The 16,082-nt window shown below is 75.1% G+C and carries 17 protein-coding genes; 11 read left to right on the top strand and 6 right to left on the bottom strand.

What is annotated here, in order from left to right:
• The first annotated feature begins 75 nt into the window (after positions 1–75).
• Positions 76–1,020, top strand: a complete 945-nt coding sequence (locus tag ACFVVU_RS09865; RefSeq protein ID WP_387789023.1) for a DUF5133 domain-containing protein — start codon at positions 76–78, stop codon at positions 1,018–1,020.
• Between the two features lie 127 nt (positions 1,021–1,147).
• Entirely contained in the window at positions 1,148–1,384 is a 237-nt protein-coding gene (locus tag ACFVVU_RS09860) for a DUF6296 family protein (RefSeq protein ID WP_380684116.1), read from the top strand.
• A 63-nt stretch (positions 1,385–1,447) separates the two neighbouring features.
• On the opposite strand, the gene ACFVVU_RS09855 is transcribed toward ACFVVU_RS09860, so the two are convergent.
• Positions 1,448–1,672 carry a hypothetical protein gene (locus ACFVVU_RS09855; protein WP_380684115.1) on the bottom strand — a complete coding sequence of 75 codons (225 nt, stop codon included), beginning with the start codon at positions 1,670–1,672 and terminating at the stop codon, positions 1,448–1,450.
• 132 nt (positions 1,673–1,804) lie between these two features.
• Between ACFVVU_RS09855 and ACFVVU_RS09850 the strand changes: the two genes are divergently transcribed.
• From ACFVVU_RS09850 to ACFVVU_RS09835, 4 genes are all read left to right on the top strand, one after another.
• Complete coding sequence (locus ACFVVU_RS09850) at positions 1,805–2,095, top strand: hypothetical protein (protein ID WP_387789022.1); 291 nt, start codon at positions 1,805–1,807, stop codon at positions 2,093–2,095.
• A 77-nt stretch (positions 2,096–2,172) separates the two neighbouring features.
• Positions 2,173–2,409, top strand: a complete 237-nt coding sequence (locus ACFVVU_RS09845; RefSeq protein ID WP_380684113.1) for a hypothetical protein — start codon at positions 2,173–2,175, stop codon at positions 2,407–2,409.
• Positions 2,406–2,882, top strand: coding sequence for a Clp protease N-terminal domain-containing protein (locus ACFVVU_RS09840; RefSeq protein WP_380684112.1), 477 nt, complete (start codon positions 2,406–2,408; stop codon positions 2,880–2,882). The genes ACFVVU_RS09845 and ACFVVU_RS09840 overlap by 4 nt, the downstream gene beginning before the upstream one ends.
• Entirely contained in the window at positions 2,879–3,973 is a 1,095-nt protein-coding gene (locus ACFVVU_RS09835; RefSeq protein ID WP_387789021.1) for a serine hydrolase domain-containing protein, read from the top strand. The genes ACFVVU_RS09840 and ACFVVU_RS09835 overlap by 4 nt, the downstream gene beginning before the upstream one ends.
• A gap of 31 nt (positions 3,974–4,004) precedes the next feature.
• Here ACFVVU_RS09835 and ACFVVU_RS09830 read toward each other — a convergent pair whose 3' ends face one another.
• From ACFVVU_RS09830 to ACFVVU_RS09820, 3 genes are all read right to left on the bottom strand, one after another.
• Positions 4,005–5,138, bottom strand: coding sequence for a YbdK family carboxylate-amine ligase (locus ACFVVU_RS09830; RefSeq protein WP_380684110.1), 1,134 nt, complete (start codon positions 5,136–5,138; stop codon positions 4,005–4,007).
• Positions 5,135–5,755, bottom strand: a complete 621-nt coding sequence (locus ACFVVU_RS09825; protein WP_387789020.1) for an SDR family NAD(P)-dependent oxidoreductase — start codon at positions 5,753–5,755, stop codon at positions 5,135–5,137. The genes ACFVVU_RS09830 and ACFVVU_RS09825 overlap by 4 nt, the downstream gene beginning before the upstream one ends.
• A 67-nt stretch (positions 5,756–5,822) precedes the next feature.
• Positions 5,823–6,353, bottom strand: a complete 531-nt coding sequence (locus ACFVVU_RS09820; RefSeq protein WP_380684108.1) for a DUF6328 family protein — start codon at positions 6,351–6,353, stop codon at positions 5,823–5,825.
• 279 nt (positions 6,354–6,632) lie between these two features.
• Here ACFVVU_RS09820 and ACFVVU_RS09815 point away from each other — a divergent pair, with 279 nt between their 5' ends.
• The gene (locus ACFVVU_RS09815; RefSeq protein ID WP_380684106.1) at positions 6,633–7,112 is read left to right on the top strand and encodes an ATP-binding protein; all 480 of its coding nucleotides are present in this window, start codon (positions 6,633–6,635) and stop codon (positions 7,110–7,112) included.
• 239 nt (positions 7,113–7,351) lie between these two features.
• On the opposite strand, the gene ACFVVU_RS09810 is transcribed toward ACFVVU_RS09815, so the two are convergent.
• Entirely contained in the window at positions 7,352–7,675 is a 324-nt protein-coding gene (locus ACFVVU_RS09810; RefSeq protein WP_380684105.1) for a plasmid stabilization protein, read from the bottom strand.
• Positions 7,676–7,879: 204 nt separating this feature from the next.
• On the opposite strand from ACFVVU_RS09810, the gene ACFVVU_RS09805 reads away from it, so the two are divergent.
• From ACFVVU_RS09805 to ACFVVU_RS09790, 4 genes are all read left to right on the top strand, one after another.
• The gene (locus ACFVVU_RS09805; protein WP_387789018.1) at positions 7,880–11,740 is read left to right on the top strand and encodes a HAMP domain-containing protein; all 3,861 of its coding nucleotides are present in this window, start codon (positions 7,880–7,882) and stop codon (positions 11,738–11,740) included.
• On the top strand, positions 11,737–14,187 hold the full coding sequence (locus tag ACFVVU_RS09800) for a PP2C family protein-serine/threonine phosphatase (protein WP_387789016.1): 2,451 nt from the start codon (positions 11,737–11,739) through the stop codon (positions 14,185–14,187). The genes ACFVVU_RS09805 and ACFVVU_RS09800 overlap by 4 nt, the downstream gene beginning before the upstream one ends.
• 59 nt (positions 14,188–14,246) lie before the next feature.
• The gene (locus ACFVVU_RS09795; protein ID WP_387789015.1) at positions 14,247–14,555 is read left to right on the top strand and encodes a hypothetical protein; all 309 of its coding nucleotides are present in this window, start codon (positions 14,247–14,249) and stop codon (positions 14,553–14,555) included.
• Positions 14,556–14,927: 372 nt separating this feature from the next.
• On the top strand, positions 14,928–15,410 hold the full coding sequence (locus ACFVVU_RS09790) for a hypothetical protein (protein ID WP_380689144.1): 483 nt from the start codon (positions 14,928–14,930) through the stop codon (positions 15,408–15,410).
• Between the two features lie 111 nt (positions 15,411–15,521).
• On the opposite strand, the gene ACFVVU_RS09785 is transcribed toward ACFVVU_RS09790, so the two are convergent.
• A complete protein-coding gene (locus ACFVVU_RS09785) occupies positions 15,522–15,917 on the bottom strand; it encodes a cyclic-phosphate processing receiver domain-containing protein (protein WP_387789013.1) in 396 nt (131 codons plus the stop codon).
• Between the last annotated feature and the right edge of the window lie 165 nt (positions 15,918–16,082).

The following is a 16,082-nucleotide window of genomic DNA, read 5'->3' as shown; positions in this document are numbered from 1 at the left end:
CCATGTCGCCCGATCGTGACGGCCTGTCGCCTCGTGGGCATGCTGTGCGGACGTGACCTGGAGGTGGCCGTGTCCATGGTGGATGTCGCGGAACTGCGGCGGCTGGTCGCCGAGCACGACGCCCTGGCCGGGGACCGGTCGCCCGACGCGCGCCGGAGGCTGCGCGACATCGGCTACACCATCGGGATCTACACCGGGGAGGCGGATGCCGTCCGCGCGATGGCCCGGGCCCGGGAACTGCTCGACGCGGGGCAGGACGGACACACCGGGCAGCCCCCCACCGAGCCGGGCCGGCGGACGGCCGCGGATGCGACGCTCCCGGAGAGCCTTCTGGCGGAGCTCGGCGAGCTGGCCGCCCGGGAACAGGTCCGGTCACGGTCGTCCTCGACGCTGGGCGACGTGCTGCACCTCGCCCGGGTGGTCCTGCCGGACTGCGTGGGGGCGGCGGTGAGCACCTGGCACGACGAGGGGTCGGTGCACACGCTGGCGGCGGGATCACCGCAGCTCCTGGCACTCGAACGGGCGCAGGCCGAGGCCGGGGCGGGACCGTTGTCACGGCTCCGTGCCCAGGGCGAGGGACGGGTCGTGGTGCGGATCGAACCGGGACGGCCGGGGCGGTTCACCGACCGGGCCCGCCGCTGCGGCATCCGCACGGTGGTCGCCGCACACCTGCGCACCCACCCGCACGGGTGCACCGCCTTCAGCGCCTACCTGCTCTCCGCGGAGGAGCCCGACGCCCCGGTCCTGCGGCTGATCGCGGCGCTGGCGCTCCAGTCGTCGATCGCCCTGGACCGCTCGGCGCTGGTCCGCACGGTGGCCGACCTGCTGGACCGCCGCCACACCACGGGGCTGGCCATGGGCGTGGTGATGGAACGCCACGGGGTCGCGCCGCACACCGCGCTGATGCTGCTCGCCCGGCTGGCCCAACGGCTGGAGACCGACCTGGGCACGGTCGCCCGCCATCTGACCGACCACACCCACAACCGGCCGGGCGCCCGGCCGGCACCGGACGCGGGATGAGTCACCGCGGGGTCCGCCGCGTCCGCCCGCGCGCCCGGCCCCGACCGGCGCGGCGCCGCCCCGAGGTGCGCTCCGGCCCGTCGTGCGGACAATCGACAGGCGGGGGCCGAACCCGAGGAGGCGGGCCATGACCGACCCGTACCGCCGCTACGCGGTGACCCTGCCGCTCAGAACCGGAGGACACGTGCCGCCGGCCGTGGTCGTCGTCCACCGCACGGACACCCGGGGGCCCGGCGGGGGCCCGGTGTGGGCGAGCGCCGACGGCGGCCTCCGGGTGGAGATCGCCGGCCAGGTGGCCACCGTCCTGACCGCGCCCGCCGGGAGCGCCAGGCATCCCTGCCTGGACGCCGTACCGCTTCCCTAGCCGGCTTCCGGCCCGCGGTGGGGCGGGGGCGTGTGACATTCGGTGCACGCCCCCGCCCCATCGTCAGCCGGCGGCCGCCGCCATGGTCTCGCGCACCGTGACCAGGCACGGATCGCAGTAGCGGTCCGGGACCCCGGCGGGCCCGTCCAGGCCGTTCGGGACCACCCGGCGCGACAGCTCCAGCAGCTGTCCGCAGAGCGCCGTCGACGCGTCGTCCTTCGACACCACGTGCCACACCAGGCCCGTCGGCTCCACCGCCGGATCGGACTCGGCCCACATCTCGTACACGACTGCCTCCCGGAGCAGGGGATCGGGGATTCCCATGCAATCCCGGGCGGCGCCGGTCGGCCACCGGGTGGCACCCACTGGGACGGTTCTCCGCTGCCCGGGAGCGTCCGCCCGGTGCGGCCGCCCCGATCCGTGCCCTCCCGTGCCGGCTCCACCCTTGACCGCCCGCCGGCCCGGGTGATCGAGCAGGTGCCCCGGCACGCGGGTGACGAGGAGGCCCGGCTCTTCCCCGCGCTGCGCACCGCCGCCACCCCGGAGGAGCTGCGCGCCCTCGGTGGGCGTGCCCGCCGGACCGAGGCCCACTCGACCGGCCGCTCGCGCCGCCGGCCCCCGGCCGCCCGTCCGGCCGATCGCCTGACCCCGCCCCGGCGCTCCTTCGCCCGGCGCATGCGCGCCTTCACTCACCCCGGCGCGCCGGGGTGACCGCGGGGGCCGGCCGCATCCCGGGCGTGTAAGCAACTCGGGTTGACTATCTCCATTAGTCAACTAGAGTTGCTTGCATGCCCGTCGCAGAGAACCCCCTCCCTCCGGAGCCCGCCGACAGCCTGGCGGCCGTCGTGGCGCTGCGGCGCCTCGCCGATCAGCTGGAGAACGCCGCCGTGGAGCAGGCGATGCGCGCGGGCTGGAGCTGGCCGCAGGTGTCCGAGGCGCTCGGGGTCACCCGCCAGGCCGTCCACAAGAAGCACGCCAAGCGGCTCATCGCCGCCGGGGTCGAACTGAGGAGGCGCGCGGATTGAGCGCGTTCGACAAGTACCTGCACGCCGTCATCCTGCGGGCGACGGACGAGGCCCGCGCGGACGGGTCGTCGACGGTGGACGCCCAGCACCTCCTGCTGTCGCTGGCGGCCGATCAGGGCTCCACCGCGCAGCGGCTGCTGGCCTCGGCCGGGCTCGACCGCGGCGCCGTCCGCACGGCGCTGGACCGGGAGTTCGAGCACAGTCTGAGCCTGGTCGGCGTGGATCCGGCCGTGCGCGACCTCCCGGCGGCGAGCCCCGCCATCCAGGACCCCGCACTGGGCGCGTCCGCCAAGCTGGCGCTGGAGCGGAGCTTCGCCACCGCCCGCAAGAAGGACCTGCGGTCGGCGCACCTGCTGCTCGGGATACTGGAGGCCCGCATCGGCACGGTGCCCCGCGCGCTCGCCCTGGCCGGCGTGGACCGGGCCGAGCTGGCGGACCGCGCCGCGCGGGCGAGCGACGGAGCGGACCGGTGAGCGCGGTGTCCGCGCCGGCCTCCGGGGCCGGGCGCCACGAAGCCGTCCAGCGCCTGCTCGACCGGGCCGTGACGCTGGGCGGCCTGCCGGGCATCCTCGCCGAGGTCCGCCACGGCGACTGGTCGTGGTTCGGCACGGCGGGAGCGGCCGACACCGGGACCGGTCGCGGGCGTTCGCCCCAGGACCGGTTCCGCATCGGCAGCATCAGCAAGACCTTCGTGGCCACGGTGGTGCTCCACCTCGTGGCCGAGGGGCGAGTGCGCCTGGACGACCCGGTACAGCGGTGGCTGCCCGGGGTGGTCGGCGGCCACGGGTACGACGGTTCCACGGTGAGCGTCAGGATGCTGCTCAACCACACCAGCGGGATCTTCAACTACACCGACGACCGGGAAGAGCTGAACCGCCGGCCCACCCACACCCCGCAGTCACTGGTGCGGACCGCCATGGCCCGTCCGCCCGTCTTCGTGCCGGGCTCGGGGTGGGCGTACTCCAACACCAACTACGTGCTCGCCGGCATGATCGTCGAACGGGTCACCGGCCGCGGACTCGCCGAGGAGATCGACGAGCGGATCGCGCGCCCGCTCGGCCTGACCGGCACCTACCTGCCGCAGGGCGACGACCCGGTGATCCGCGGGCCGCACTCCCGGCACTACACCAAGCTGTTCCGGACCGACCCCGGCGCGCCGGTCCACGACGCGACCGAGTTCGACTCCTCCGTCTTCTGGGCGGCCGGCGGCATGATCTCCACCGCCGGGGACCTCAACCGCTTCCTCGGCGCCCTGCTGGGCGGACGGCTGCTGCCACCCGACCGGCTGCGCGAGATGCTGACCACCGTGCCCACCCGCGACTGGATCCCCGGCGCCGCCTACGGCCTCGGTGTGTCCTCGGTGGCACTGCCCTGCGGGGAGACGGTCTGGGGCATGGGCGGCGCGCTGTTCGGATCGTGGTCCTACGCCTACGGGGCCCGCGACGGCGGACGGCGGCTCGCCGTCAATACCAACGGCGACTGGACCGACGGCGGCTGGGACGACCCGATCGGCGTCTTCACCGACCTGCTCCGGGCGGAGTTCTGCCGCCCGAGCGGCACCTGACGTACCGAGCCCGGGGCGCCCGCCCCGGGCGTCAGCCGGACGGGTGGGCGGAGGCGGTCAGCCGGGCCAGGTCGTCGACCACCGCCTGCGGGCGTCCGCGCAGCCGCAGGCACCGGCGCTGACGGTCGGCGCCGCTGCCCAGCCGGCGCAGCCGGTCCAGCCCGGCCTCGACGGCGGCCAGGTCGCCGGCGGCGGACAGCCCCGGCGCGGCCCGCTCCAGCAGCCGGTCCACCAGGTCCGGCATGGCCACCGGCCACCCGGTGAACGGGTCGATGCCCTCACCGACCGGGCCGGTCTGCGCGGCCCTGCGGTGGGCGGCGGCCAGCCGGCCGTGCGGCACGGCGGGCGGGGGCAGTCCGGCGCGGGCCTCGTCGAGCAGGACGGCGCCCAGCCCGCGCAGCAGCCCGGCCAGCAGCACCACCGTCCCCAGGTCGGCGTTGGCGTCGGCGACCCGTACCTCCAGCGTCGGCAGGTGCTCGGACGGCCGGGTGTACCAGTAGATCATCCGGCGGTCGAGCAGCGTCCCGCCCGCGACCAGGGCGTCCGCGCGCCGCTCGTAGCCCCGCTCGTCCACCAGCGGCGCCGCACCAACGGTGGGCCAGCGCGACCAGCGCACGTCCCGCCAGCTGGCGAACCCGCTGTCCCGGCCCCCGTCGAACGGCGAGTTTACCGCGAGCGCCTGCAGCACCGGCAGCCAGGGCCGCAGCCGGTTGCCGAGGGCCAGCGCCAGGGCGCGTTCGAGCGTGCCCAGGTGGATGTGGCAGCCGCACAGCGCCCCGCGGTAGCCGTCGGTCGCCGCCGGGTAGCGGCTCGCCATCGAGCGGTAGCGCGGGTTGTCGGTGAGCAACGCCGGCCCCGGCCCGACCAGCACCGGCGTCCCGCCGGCGACCAGCAGGCAGTCCGCGTCGGCGGCTGCCGCCACCAGGACGGCGCGCAGGCGCGCGAGGTCGTCGGCCAGCTCCTTGAGCCGCAGGGCGGGGCGGGAGGAGGTCTCCACCTGCACTTGGAAGATCTCCGGCTGTACCTGGTCGTCCACCACCGAGGCAGCCGCCGCGAGCACCTGGGGCCCACGCGCGAGCGGCAGCCGGGTGCCGCGGTCGACCAGCAGGAACTCCTCCTCCACGCCGACGGTGGGCACCCTCCAGGGGGTCGGGTGCGCGGTCATGGCCGGCACCCCCGCGACCCGCGGGCGGGCGCGAACGGGTCGCGGTGGCCGAGGCGCCGCCCGGCCCACGGTCGCAGGCCGCGCCCGCCGTCGGCCGGTCTCCACGGCCGGACGCGGTCCTCGGCGGACGGTGGCCCGTCCGCCGGCCGCGCCGATGGGCCGGTGCGGGGCAGGCAGCAGGCCGGCGGGCCGGGTGCGAGGGCGTCGGACGACACGATGGCCGCCGCGCGGCCGCCGGCGTGCTCGGCTTCGCCGTGGGCGCTCCGCGGGGGGATACCCCGGTGGGCGATGGCCGGGCCCACCTGGACGACAGTGCCCCGGGCACGGGGCAGCATCCGGTGCAGCGCGGCTCGGGTGCCGTTCACACACCCAAGGTAGGTGAGCTCCGCGACCCGGCGAAACTCGGCGGCGGCGGCGTCCGCGAACGGCGTGACGACCCCCGCGAAGGCGCCGTCCACCCGCCCGTGGACCGGGCCGAATCCCTCTTCGGCACGGGCTGCGACGGCCTCGCACGCCTCGGGGGCGGTGCCGTCCACCGGTCCGGCGTCCGGCCCGGGCCCGGCGACGGCGACGGTGACGACTGCGGTGCGTGACGGCGGATCGCTGCGGGTTGTCATGCTGGGCGTCTTGCCGAAGGTGCGGGAGTGAAACGTGCGGGCGCGGGTGTCACCGCGCCCCGGCCGCTCAGCCCGTCGGCGGGCGCCTGTCCCGGCCGTCCCGGCGGCGCAGGTGGAGCATCGGCAGGAGCAGCCAGCAGACCGCGAAGTAGGCCATCACCGCGCCCGCGATCCAGCCGGCCGCGGCGCCGCCGACCGCCTCCCGCAGCAGCAGGAGCAGCGCCGAGCCGATGGTGAGCGCCAGCAGCACCAGCCCGACCCCGACCAGCCGCGCGGCGGCGTCGACCAGCTGCGGCTTCAGCCGGCGCCCGGACAGGAGGCGGTGGTAGGCGGCCGGCGCGGTGAGCGAACCGGTGGCGAGCGCGCCCAGGACCACGGTGGCGACGTAGAGATTCCGGTCGAACTGCTCCAACTGGGTGAAGCGCGGCATGAAGACGACGCTCAGCAGGAACCCGAACAGGACCTGGGAGCCGGTCTGCGCGACCCGCACCTCCTGGAGCAGATCGGTCCAGCGGCGGTCCGCACGCTCCTCCGGCGTCTCCTGCCGCCCGGTCCGGTGCGGGCCGGTGTCGTCCGGCCCGGTCGCTCCCGCCGCCATCCGGCCCCTCTCCGTCCCGTCCGCCGCGCCCCTCCCGCGCGTTCCGTGCCCCCTTCAGGATCATCCTCCGACCCGGGCACGCCGCTTGTGTAGCCGGGCCGTGGCAGGGCAGACGCGGGCCATGGACGAGACGACCCGGAGACCCGGCGCCACGGGGGAGGGGCCGGACACCGCGCTGCGGGTCCACCCCGGCGTCGCCCTCGCGCTGCGGGCCGGCGGCGGGCCGGCCGGTCCAACCGGTCCAACCGGTCCAGCCGGTCCGGCGGGGACGTGAGAGCCGTGACCACCGGCCCTGAGCCCACCGCGGCGCCGGACACGGACGACACCCGACGGCTGCCGCTGGGCGGCACCGACGGCGCGGTGCAACGCTCACGGGACTTCAGCCGCCAGGCGCTGCTCGACTGGCACTGGCTGGCGGTCGACGGCGAGCACTGGCCCGACGACGAGCAGCTGGCCGTCTTCGAGGACGTGCTGCTGATGGTCTCCGAACTCGTCACCAACGCCTGCCTGCACGCCCCCGGCGGCCCCCGCGAACTGCGGCTGCGCTGGGACACCGTCCGGCTGCGGGTCGAGGTCAGCGACGCCAGCCCGGTACCGCCGCGGCTGCGCCCGCCCGCCGGCCCGGGGCAGCCGGGCGGGCACGGGCTGCGCGTGGTCGACCGACTCGCCCGCGCCTGGGGCTCGCGGCCCGAGGGCGCGGGCAAGTCGGTCTGGCTGGAGGTGCCGTCGCCGCTGGACCGCCGCGGGTCGGCGGGCTGAGCCGCACTTCGGGCCCCAGGTGGCCGCTCAGCCGGCCGGCCGCGGCGCGGTCGGCGGGCCCGGGTCGGGGTCCGGCGGCGGGAACGGCGGCACCGGGGGCGGCGCCGGATCGGGCTCGGGCCCCGGCACGGGATTCGGGTGCGGATGCGGGTGCGGGAACGGCTCGGTGTCCGGATTCCCGGGTGGCGGAACGGTCGGAAGCGTCATGTCACACCTCACGGTCCTCATCGGTACGGCCCTCACCGTCCGAGCGCGTGGGACAGCTCGCGCTTGTTCATCTTCGAGCGTCCCTTGATGCCGCGCTGCCTGGCCTCGTTGTACAGCTGGTCGTAGGTGGGCCCGCCGGCGCCCCGGTGCGAGCGCTGCCCGCCGCGCCGGCCGGAGGACATGTCGTGGATGGAACTGCGGCTCGCCGTCCTCGACTCGCCGTGCCGGGCGCGTTCCTTGTTGACCGTCCGGGCGGCGATCTCCTCGGCCCGCTCCTCGCTCTCGCCGCGATCCAGCGCGCTGTCCTTGATGTGCTCGTACTGGCGCTCCCGCTTGGGGCTCGATCCTCGGGGCATGGCCGTGCTCCTCTCCGCTTCCCCCGTTCCTGCCGCCCGCGTCTACCCGCGGAGCCGGGGGCGAACCAGTACCGGACCGCCCGCCCCACGTGTCCCCGCCGCGGGACGGTGGCACAGTGGGAGGCGGGGCGGCGCCGCCGCTCCCCGCGGTCGGTGCCGCTCCGTCGGCGATCCGGCCGTGCGGTCGATCCGGACGGTGGACGGATGGACGAGCACCAGGTGCCGGGCGGCACGCCGGCGGCCGGCGCGGGCCGGGCGGACCAGCCCGACCAGGTCCTGCGGCAACTGCTCGCCGGGCTGACGGCGGTCCGCGACGGCGACTTCCGCACCCGGCTCGGGCCCGACCTGCCGGGTGTGCCCGGCGAGATCGCCGCCGTGTTCAACGGCATGGTGGAACAGCTCGCCCGGGTGACCTCCGAGGTGACCCGGGTGGCGCGGGAGGTCGGCTCCGAGGGCCGGCTCGGCGGGCAGGCCCATGTCCCCGGCGCGGCCGGAACGTGGCTGGACCTCACCGACGCCGTCAACGCGATGGCGGGCGACCTCACCCGCCAGCTGCGCAACATCGCCCAGGTGACCACGGCGGTGGCCCGCGGCGACCTCACCCAGAAGATCGAGGTCGACGCGCGCGGCGAGCTGCTGGAGCTCAAGAACACCGTCAACACCATGGTCGGCCAGCTGTCCGCCTTCGCCGACGAGGTGACCCGGGTCGCCCGGGAGGTCGGCTCCGAGGGCCGGCTCGGCGGCCAGGCCGACGTCCGCGACGTCTCCGGCACCTGGAGGGACCTCACCGAGTCGGTCAACGTGATGGCGGACAACCTCACCGCCCAGGTCCGCGCCATCGCCGAGGTCACCACGGCGGTCGCCGGGGGCGACCTCACCCAGAAGATCCGGGTCGACGCGCGCGGCGAGATCCTGCTGCTCAAGGAGACCATCAACACGATGGTCGACCAGCTCTCGGCGTTCGCCGACGAGGTGACCCGGGTCGCCCGCGAGGTCGGCACCGAGGGCAACCTCGGCGGCCAGGCCCGCGTGCGCGGTGTCTCCGGCACCTGGAAGGGCCTCACCGACAACGTCAACGTGATGGCCTCCAACCTCACCGGCCAGGTCCGCTCGATGTCCGAGGTCGCCACCGCCGTCGCCCGGGGCGACCTCTCGCGGAAGATCACCGTGGAGGCCAAGGGCGAGATGGCGGCGCTCGCCGGGGCGATCAACACCATGGTGGACACCCTCTCGGTGTTCGCCGACGAGGTGACCCGGGTGGCCCGGGAGGTCGGCACCGAGGGCACCCTCGGCGGCCAGGCCCGGGTGCCCAACGTCGCCGGGACCTGGAAGGACCTCACCGACAACGTCAACTTCATGGCGCACAACCTCACCAGCCAGGTGCGCAACATCGCCCAGGTGACCACGGCGGTCGCCGAGGGCGACCTCACCCGCAAGATCGACGTGGACGCGCGCGGCGAGATCCTGGAGCTCAAGACCACCGTCAACACCATGGTCGACCAGCTCGGCTCGTTCGCCGACGAGGTGACCCGGGTCGCCCGGGAGGTCGGCACCGAAGGACGGCTCGGCGGCCAGGCCGAGGTCGAGGGCGTCTCCGGCACCTGGAAGCGGCTGACCGAGACCGTCAACGAACTCGCCGGCAACCTCACCCGGCAGGTCCGCGCCATCGCCGAGGTCACCAGCGCCGTCGCCGAGGGCGACCTCACCCGCTCGATCACTGTGGACGCCTCCGGCGAGGTCGCCGACCTCAAGGACAACGTCAACTTCATGGTGGAGTCCCTGCGCGAGACCACCCGCGCCAACCAGGAACAGGACTGGCTGAAGACCAACCTCGCCCGCTTCACCGCCGCCATGCAGGGCAAACGCGACATCCGCGCCGTCGCCGAGCTGATCACCGACGAACTGACCCCGCTGGTCGGCGCCCAGTACGGCGCCTTCTACCTCGCCGAGGAGGACGGCGAAGCCACCACGCTGACCCGGATCAGCGCTTATGGCCGACCGGCCGAGCGGGCCGCCGCCCCCGAACGGGTACGGCTCGGCGAGTCGCTGGTCGGCCAGGCCGCCCGTACCCGGCGCACCGTCACCCTGGACCGCCTGCCGCCCGACTACGCCACCATCGCCTCCGGCGCCGGCGCCACCCACGCCCGCTCGGTGGTGATCCTGCCGATCGCCCTGGAGGAATGGCTGCTCGGCGTCTTGGAGTTCGCCTCCGTCCACCCGTTCAGCGCCGTCCACCGCGACTTCCTGGAGCAGTTCACCGAGGCCTGCGGCGTCAACATCGGCACCCTGCTTGCCAACGCCCGCACCGACGAGCTGCTCGGCGAGTCCCAGCGCCTGACCGGCGAACTGCAGGCCCGCTCCGAGGAGTTGCAGGACGGCCAGGAGGAACTGCGGCGCTCCAACGCCGAACTCGCCGAAAAGGCCGGACAACTCGCCGACCGCAACCGCGACATCGAGGCCAAGAACCTGGAGATCGAACAGGCCCGGCAGGAGCTGGAGGAACGCGCCCGCCAGTTGAGTCTCACCTCGATGTACAAGTCGGAGTTCCTGGCCAACATGAGCCACGAACTGCGCACCCCGCTCAACAGCCTGCTGATCCTCGCCCAACTGCTCGCCCGCAACGCGGCCGGCAACCTCACGCCCAAACAGGTCGAGTACGCCGGTGTCATCCACTCGGCCGGCTCCGATCTGCTCCAGCTGATCAACGACATCCTGGACCTCTCCAAGGTCGAGGCGGGGAAGATGGAGATCACTCCTGAACCCTTCGCCGTCCGGGACCTGCTGGCCTACGTCGAGTCCGCCTTCAAACCACTCGCCGACCAGAAGGACCTCGCCTTCCGGATCACCGTCGCGGACACCGTCCCGTCCGAACTCGTCACCGACCAGGCGCGGTTGCGCCAGGTCCTGCGCAACCTGCTGTCCAACGCCATCAAGTTCACCGACAGCGGCCGGGTCGACCTGCGCATCGAACGCGTCGATTCAGCCGTCCTGCCCGCCGAGCTGGGCCGGACCGAGGCCGGGGTGGCCTTCCACGTCGACGACACCGGCATCGGCATCGACCCCGCCCACCTCGACAGCATCTTCGGCGCCTTCCAGCAGGCCGACGGCACCACCGGCCGCCGCTACGGCGGCACCGGACTCGGCCTGTCCATCAGCCGCGAACTCGCCCGCCTGCTCGGCGGCACCATCACCGTCCGCTCCACCACCGGGCGGGGCAGCCGCTTCAGCCTCTACCTCCCGCTCGCCCGCCGCGACCGGCCCGCCGCCGCCCCCGCCGCCGAGGCCCGCGTCCTGGTCGCCGAGGCCGACCCACCGGGCCTGCTCACCCTCCTCGCCCGCACCGCCGCCGAGGCCCACGGCGACGACCCGCCGGCGGGACTGCGTTGCGCCGGCGACGAACCCGCACTGCGCGCCGCCATCGCCGACGGCCCCTACCGGTGCGCCGTCGTCGACCTCGCCCACACCGCCGACCTCGCCCCCGTGCTGCTCACGGCCCTCCCCGAGAGCACGCCCGTCCTCGGTTACCACGGCGACGGCGACCCCGCCGCGCGCGGCGGAACCGCCGTCGACCGCCTCGAAGTCTTCTCCGGGCTCGACGGACTGCGCGAGCGCCTGATCACGCTGCTCGGCGGTCGCCACCCCGCCGCCACCGAGCCGACCGGGCCCGGCGACCCCGCCGACGAACCGCTCGCCGGGCGCACCGTGCTGATCGTCGACGACGACATCCGCAACGTCTTCGCCCTGGCCGCCGCCCTCGAACAGCACGGCCTGACCGTCCTGCACGCCGCCGACGGCCGCGCCGGCCTCGACCTGCTGCGCCGCCACGAGGAGACCGACCTGGTGCTGATGGACGTGATGATGCCCGGCCTCGACGGCTACGCCACCATCGCCGCCATCCGGGCCGACGAGCGCTTCGCCCGCCTGCCGGTGGTCACCGTCACCGCCAAGGCCATGGCGGGCGACCGGGCGAAGAGTCTCGCGGCCGGTGCCGACGACCACGTCACCAAGCCCGTGGACACCACGCTGCTGCTGGAGCGGATGCGGCACTGGCTGGGCGCGTCATGACCGCCGATCCGTCCGGCGGCACCCTGCGCGACCCCGATCGCCCCGAGGCCGGGGAGACCGGGGACACTGTCGCGCGGCAGCTCGCGGGCGCCGTCCGGCGGCTCCAGCAGGCCGCCGACCGGATGCGCGCCGAGGAGGGCACCCGCGCGCTCGTCGACCTCGCCACCGGGATGCTCGCCGAGCGGCTGACGGTGCCGCCCGCCGAGGCGGCCGCCCGGCTGGCCCGGCTCGCCGGGGAGGCCGGGGTACCGGTCGTCACCCTGGCCGCCGACGTCGTCGGCCGCTCCGCCGAGCCGGGCACGCCGGGCCCGGCCCCGCCGCCCGAGGGCGCCGAACCGTCCCAGCCGTCCGAGCCGTCCGAACCGTCCGAGCCGCCTGCGCCGTCGAAGCGGCCCGCGCCGACCGGATCGCCGCCGACCGCGCCGACCGGGCCGCCGCCCTCCGTCCGGGCCCTCGCCGCCGTGCCCGACCTGGCCGGCGCCGTCGAGGCCGTGCTGCGGCAGGGCGCCGCGCCGCTCGGCGCCCACGCCGTCCTGGTCTGGCAGCGGCTGCCCGCCGGCGCCCTCGCGCTCGCCGCCCACGCCGGGCTGCCGGCCGAGGAGGCCGAGGCCTGGAGCCGGGTGCCGCCCGGCGTCCCGACCCCCGCCCAGCAGGCGCTCGCCACCGGCGACGAGCACTGGCCCGACGACCCGTCACCGCCCGGCCCCCGCGTCGGTGGCCCCGGCACGCCCCGGGCCGTCCTCCCGCTGATCGGCAACGGCCGCCGGCGCGGCGCGCTCGAAGTGCTCTGGCCCGCGCCCGCGCCCGCCCCCGGCTCCGTCCCGGGCCCCGCTCTCGGCACCCCCCAGCGCCGGCAGCTCCGGGCCCTCGCCGACCTCTGCGCCACCGTCCTCGGCGACCCCGAACCCGCCGTCCCCCCGGACCGGCAGGCCGACCTCCTCGACAGCCTGCTCACCCCGGCCCTGCTGCTCGCCCCCGTCCTGCGCGACGGACGGGCCGTCGACTTCACCATCCTGCGCACCAATCGGGCGTTCCGAGACCCGCTCGGCCGCCCCCGCAGCGGCCTGGACGGCACCTCCCTGCTGGAGACCTACCCGCTGGCCTGCGCCACCGGGCTGCTCGCACCGCTGCTGCGGGCCCACGAAACCGGCGAGCCCGTCACCGACGACCGCCTGCACCTGGTCTTCCAGGGCGGCGGCATCGAGCAGCCCACCGCCCTGCGGATCGCCGTCGCCCCGCTCGACGGACGGCTCCTGCTCGGCTGGCAGCGCGACGCCGACCGGCCCGGCGAGCCCGACCAGACCGCACTGCTGCGCCAGGCCCAGCGCCTCGCCCGGGTCGCCGGGTTCGAGGAACGGCCGGCAACCGGCCGGACCCTCTGGAACACGGGCCTGTCCGAACTGTTCGGCCTGCCGCCCGACGCCCCGGCCGTCCCGCTGGCGCGCCTCGCCCGGCACGTCCACCCGGACGACGAGCCCGCCGTCCGACGCCTGCTGGACACCGTCCAGCACCGCCGACGCACCGCCTCCGCCGTCTTCCGGCTGGTCCGCCCGGACGGCACGCAGCGCTACACCCGGGTGGTGGCCGAACCGGTCCTGGACGCGGACGGCGCGCTGAGCGCCGTCCGCGGGGCCTACCACGACGTGTCGGCGCAGCACTGGACGGAGGTCGCGCTCGGTGCCACCCGGGAGCGGCTGGCCGACAGCGAGCAGGAGTCGGCCGAGCGCGAACAGCTGGCACTGCGGCTCCAGCAGGCGATCCTGCCCGCCGACCCGCCCCCGCTCGGCGCCACCGGCCTGCGCGCCGCCGTCCGCTACCGGCCCGCGGCCAAGCGCGAGCGGGTCGGCGGCGACTGGTACGACGTGCTGGTGCTGCCGGACCGACAGGTCCTGCTCGCGGTCGGGGACGTGGCCGGCCACGGGGTCGGCGCGGCCACCGGCATGGTCGCGCTCCGGCACGCGTTGCGCGGGCTGGCCGTCACCGGTGCGGGCCCGGCCCGGCTGCTGGAGTGGGTCAACACCGTGGCCATGCGCGAGCCGGGCCAGGTGACCGCCACCGCCGTGTGCGCGCTGCTCGGCCCCGACGACGGCACGCTGCACTGGGCCCGGGCCGGCCACCTCCCGCCGATCAGGCTGCGCCCGGACGGCGCCGAGGTGCTGCCCCTGCCGCACGGCGTGCTGCTCGGCGCCCTGGCGGACGCCGAGTACGAGGAGTACACGACCCGCCTGGAGCCGGGGGACGTCCTGCTGCTCTACACCGACGGCCTGGTCGAACGCCGGGACCGCCCGGTCGAGGAGTCCGTCGACCACCTGATCCGGGCCGCCGGGCGCCCCGGCCCCGACCTGGAGCGCTACCTGGACCTGCTGCTGGAACTGAGCCCGGCCGACACCGACGACGACACCTGCCTGGTCGCCGTCCGCGTCGAACAGCCCGGCCCGCCCGGGTAGGCACCACGCAGCGAAGGGGGCCTGACCCCGAGGGGGGACCGGACCGAAGGGACACCGCCATGCTGCTGTTCGGACTCCTCCTCGTCGCCGTGACCGGCGCCTTCACCGGCCTGCTGATCGCCGACAACCTGTCCGGTGGACCGGAGTACCAGGTGACCATCCTGGGCATCGACCTGGTGACGCTCAACAGCCTGGCCGTCTTCCTCGCCGGACTGGCGCTCGCGCTGCTGTTCTGCCTCGGCCTGTGGCTGATGGCCACGGCCCGCAGGGCCCGGACCCGGGCCGTCCGCCGCACCGGGCACTCGGGCGGCGATGGTCCGCCGCGCGACCTCGGCCGCGACGCCGTCCAGGACACCGGCGAGGCCTGAGGCGAACAGGCGTCGAGGTCCCGGGGGTCCACCCTGCTCCGCACCGCCCGCACCCGGACCGGCCCCGAGGCCGTCCGGTCCGGGGCCTGACGAGCACCTCCTGGAGCGACCTTCGACGCGTCGAAGGTCGCTCCCCGTCACGCGAAATTCACAGACCGGGGTCTACCCGCATAGACAACGGTGGGTCATCCTGGTGCCCGATCGATCGGTCGGCCCTCGCGCCGGAGCACTGCCGCGTCACAGCACTGCGTACGACCCCGTCGTCCGGGCCGGTTCCGCAGGCCCGGCGCCGGACTTCCTGCCCTTCGATCCCGCCGAGGGTGGCAGGGGAGGGCAGGGGTCGATTCGGAGGAACACCGTTCTCACCGGGAGATGCAGATGAAGCCACGCACCGCAGCCACCGTCGTCGCCCTGGCCGTGGCCGGCCTCGCCGTCGCGGCGCCCACGGCCGGCGCCAGCGGTACCAAGCTGTCGCAGGCGACGGCCGCCAGTCAGTTCAGCAGCGCCGGCATCACCTGGAGCTCCAGCGGGGGCTGCACCACCAGGTCCAACTCCACCTGCACCTCGTTCGACCAGATCAACTCGGGCACGGTGAGCGCCGTCATCACCCTCAAGCAGGCCAGCGGCTGCGCCATCAACATCACGGGCGGGACGGAGGTCGGCCACGCCTCCGGCACCTACAGCCACTACAACGGCTACAAGGTCGACATCTCCCGCAACTCCTGCATCGACGGCTACATCCAGAACAGCTTCACCTACATCGGCAACCGCAGCGACGGTTACCCGCAGTGGAAGGCCGCCTCGGGCAACCTGTACTGCAACGAGGGCAGCCACTGGGACATCCTCATCTACTGACTCATCTACTGACGCCGACCTCGGGCGCCGGCTCCCCTGGGGGCGCCGGCGCCCAGCGCGTGGCCCGATCCGGAATCAGTACGCCGTCAGCAGGCCGTCCGGGCATCAAGATCACGATCCGCCGACGGAGTGCTGGGCCGTCGCCCGCCGGACACGGTAGTGCCAGCGGGCGAGCGATCTGACGACGGTTTCGGCACCGATGGGGTTGGCGCTGTGCACGAAGACGGCTCCGATCCGAAAGGGCCGTCCGTCGAAGGCGGCCTCTTCCATGAGGGTCACCACCGGCATGACGGTGTCGTCGCCGCCGAGATCGTGGTCGAGCCACAGCTCGTCGATGAAGCTGTTGCGGTGCTCTTCCAGGAGCCGGATGCCTTCACGGCTGGTGCGGGCGATCCGCGTGGCCCGGGGCAGGGGGCGGAGGTCGTCGATGCCGAGGATGACGGGCGTCGGCGAGGCGGGGGCTTCTTCCACGGGGTGATTGTCGCGGTAGGCGGGCGGGACGGCCACGGAGTATTGAGGATCGGCACCAGCGGCCGGCCACGGGGGGCGACGTGCCGTTCTCGCACCGGGACGGGCAACTGCCCCTGGGCGGGGCCGATCGAGCGCTAGGGTGGTCCTTCACAGCTGCCGGATCTTCGACGGGCGAACGAACGGACGGGCGATGCACGTACG

The sequence above is a fragment of the Kitasatospora sp. NPDC057965 genome (assembly GCF_042887135.1).
GTDB lineage: Bacteria > Actinomycetota > Actinomycetes > Streptomycetales > Streptomycetaceae > Kitasatospora.
This window is presented reverse-complemented; position numbering and strand designations above follow the sequence as displayed.

Bases quoted from the DNA above. Each gene is read 5' to 3' on its own strand.
- ACFVVU_RS09865 (WP_387789023.1), top strand. From the start codon at position 76: ATGGTGGATGTCGCGGAACTGCGGCGGCTGGTCGCCGAGCACGACGCC.
- ACFVVU_RS09860 (WP_380684116.1), top strand. From the start codon at position 1,148: ATGACCGACCCGTACCGCCGCTACGCGGTGACCCTGCCGCTCAGAACC.
- ACFVVU_RS09845 (WP_380684113.1), top strand. From the start codon at position 2,173: ATGCCCGTCGCAGAGAACCCCCTCCCTCCGGAGCCCGCCGACAGCCTG.
- ACFVVU_RS09830 (WP_380684110.1), bottom strand. From the start codon at position 5,138: ATGACCGCGCACCCGACCCCCTGGAGGGTGCCCACCGTCGGCGTGGAG.
- ACFVVU_RS09825 (WP_387789020.1), bottom strand. From the start codon at position 5,755: ATGACAACCCGCAGCGATCCGCCGTCACGCACCGCAGTCGTCACCGTC.
- ACFVVU_RS09820 (WP_380684108.1), bottom strand. From the start codon at position 6,353: ATGGCGGCGGGAGCGACCGGGCCGGACGACACCGGCCCGCACCGGACC.
- ACFVVU_RS09810 (WP_380684105.1), bottom strand. From the start codon at position 7,675: ATGCCCCGAGGATCGAGCCCCAAGCGGGAGCGCCAGTACGAGCACATC.
- ACFVVU_RS09805 (WP_387789018.1), top strand. From the start codon at position 7,880: ATGGACGAGCACCAGGTGCCGGGCGGCACGCCGGCGGCCGGCGCGGGC.
- ACFVVU_RS09800 (WP_387789016.1), top strand. From the start codon at position 11,737: ATGACCGCCGATCCGTCCGGCGGCACCCTGCGCGACCCCGATCGCCCC.
- ACFVVU_RS09795 (WP_387789015.1), top strand. From the start codon at position 14,247: ATGCTGCTGTTCGGACTCCTCCTCGTCGCCGTGACCGGCGCCTTCACC.
- ACFVVU_RS09790 (WP_380689144.1), top strand. From the start codon at position 14,928: ATGCAGATGAAGCCACGCACCGCAGCCACCGTCGTCGCCCTGGCCGTG.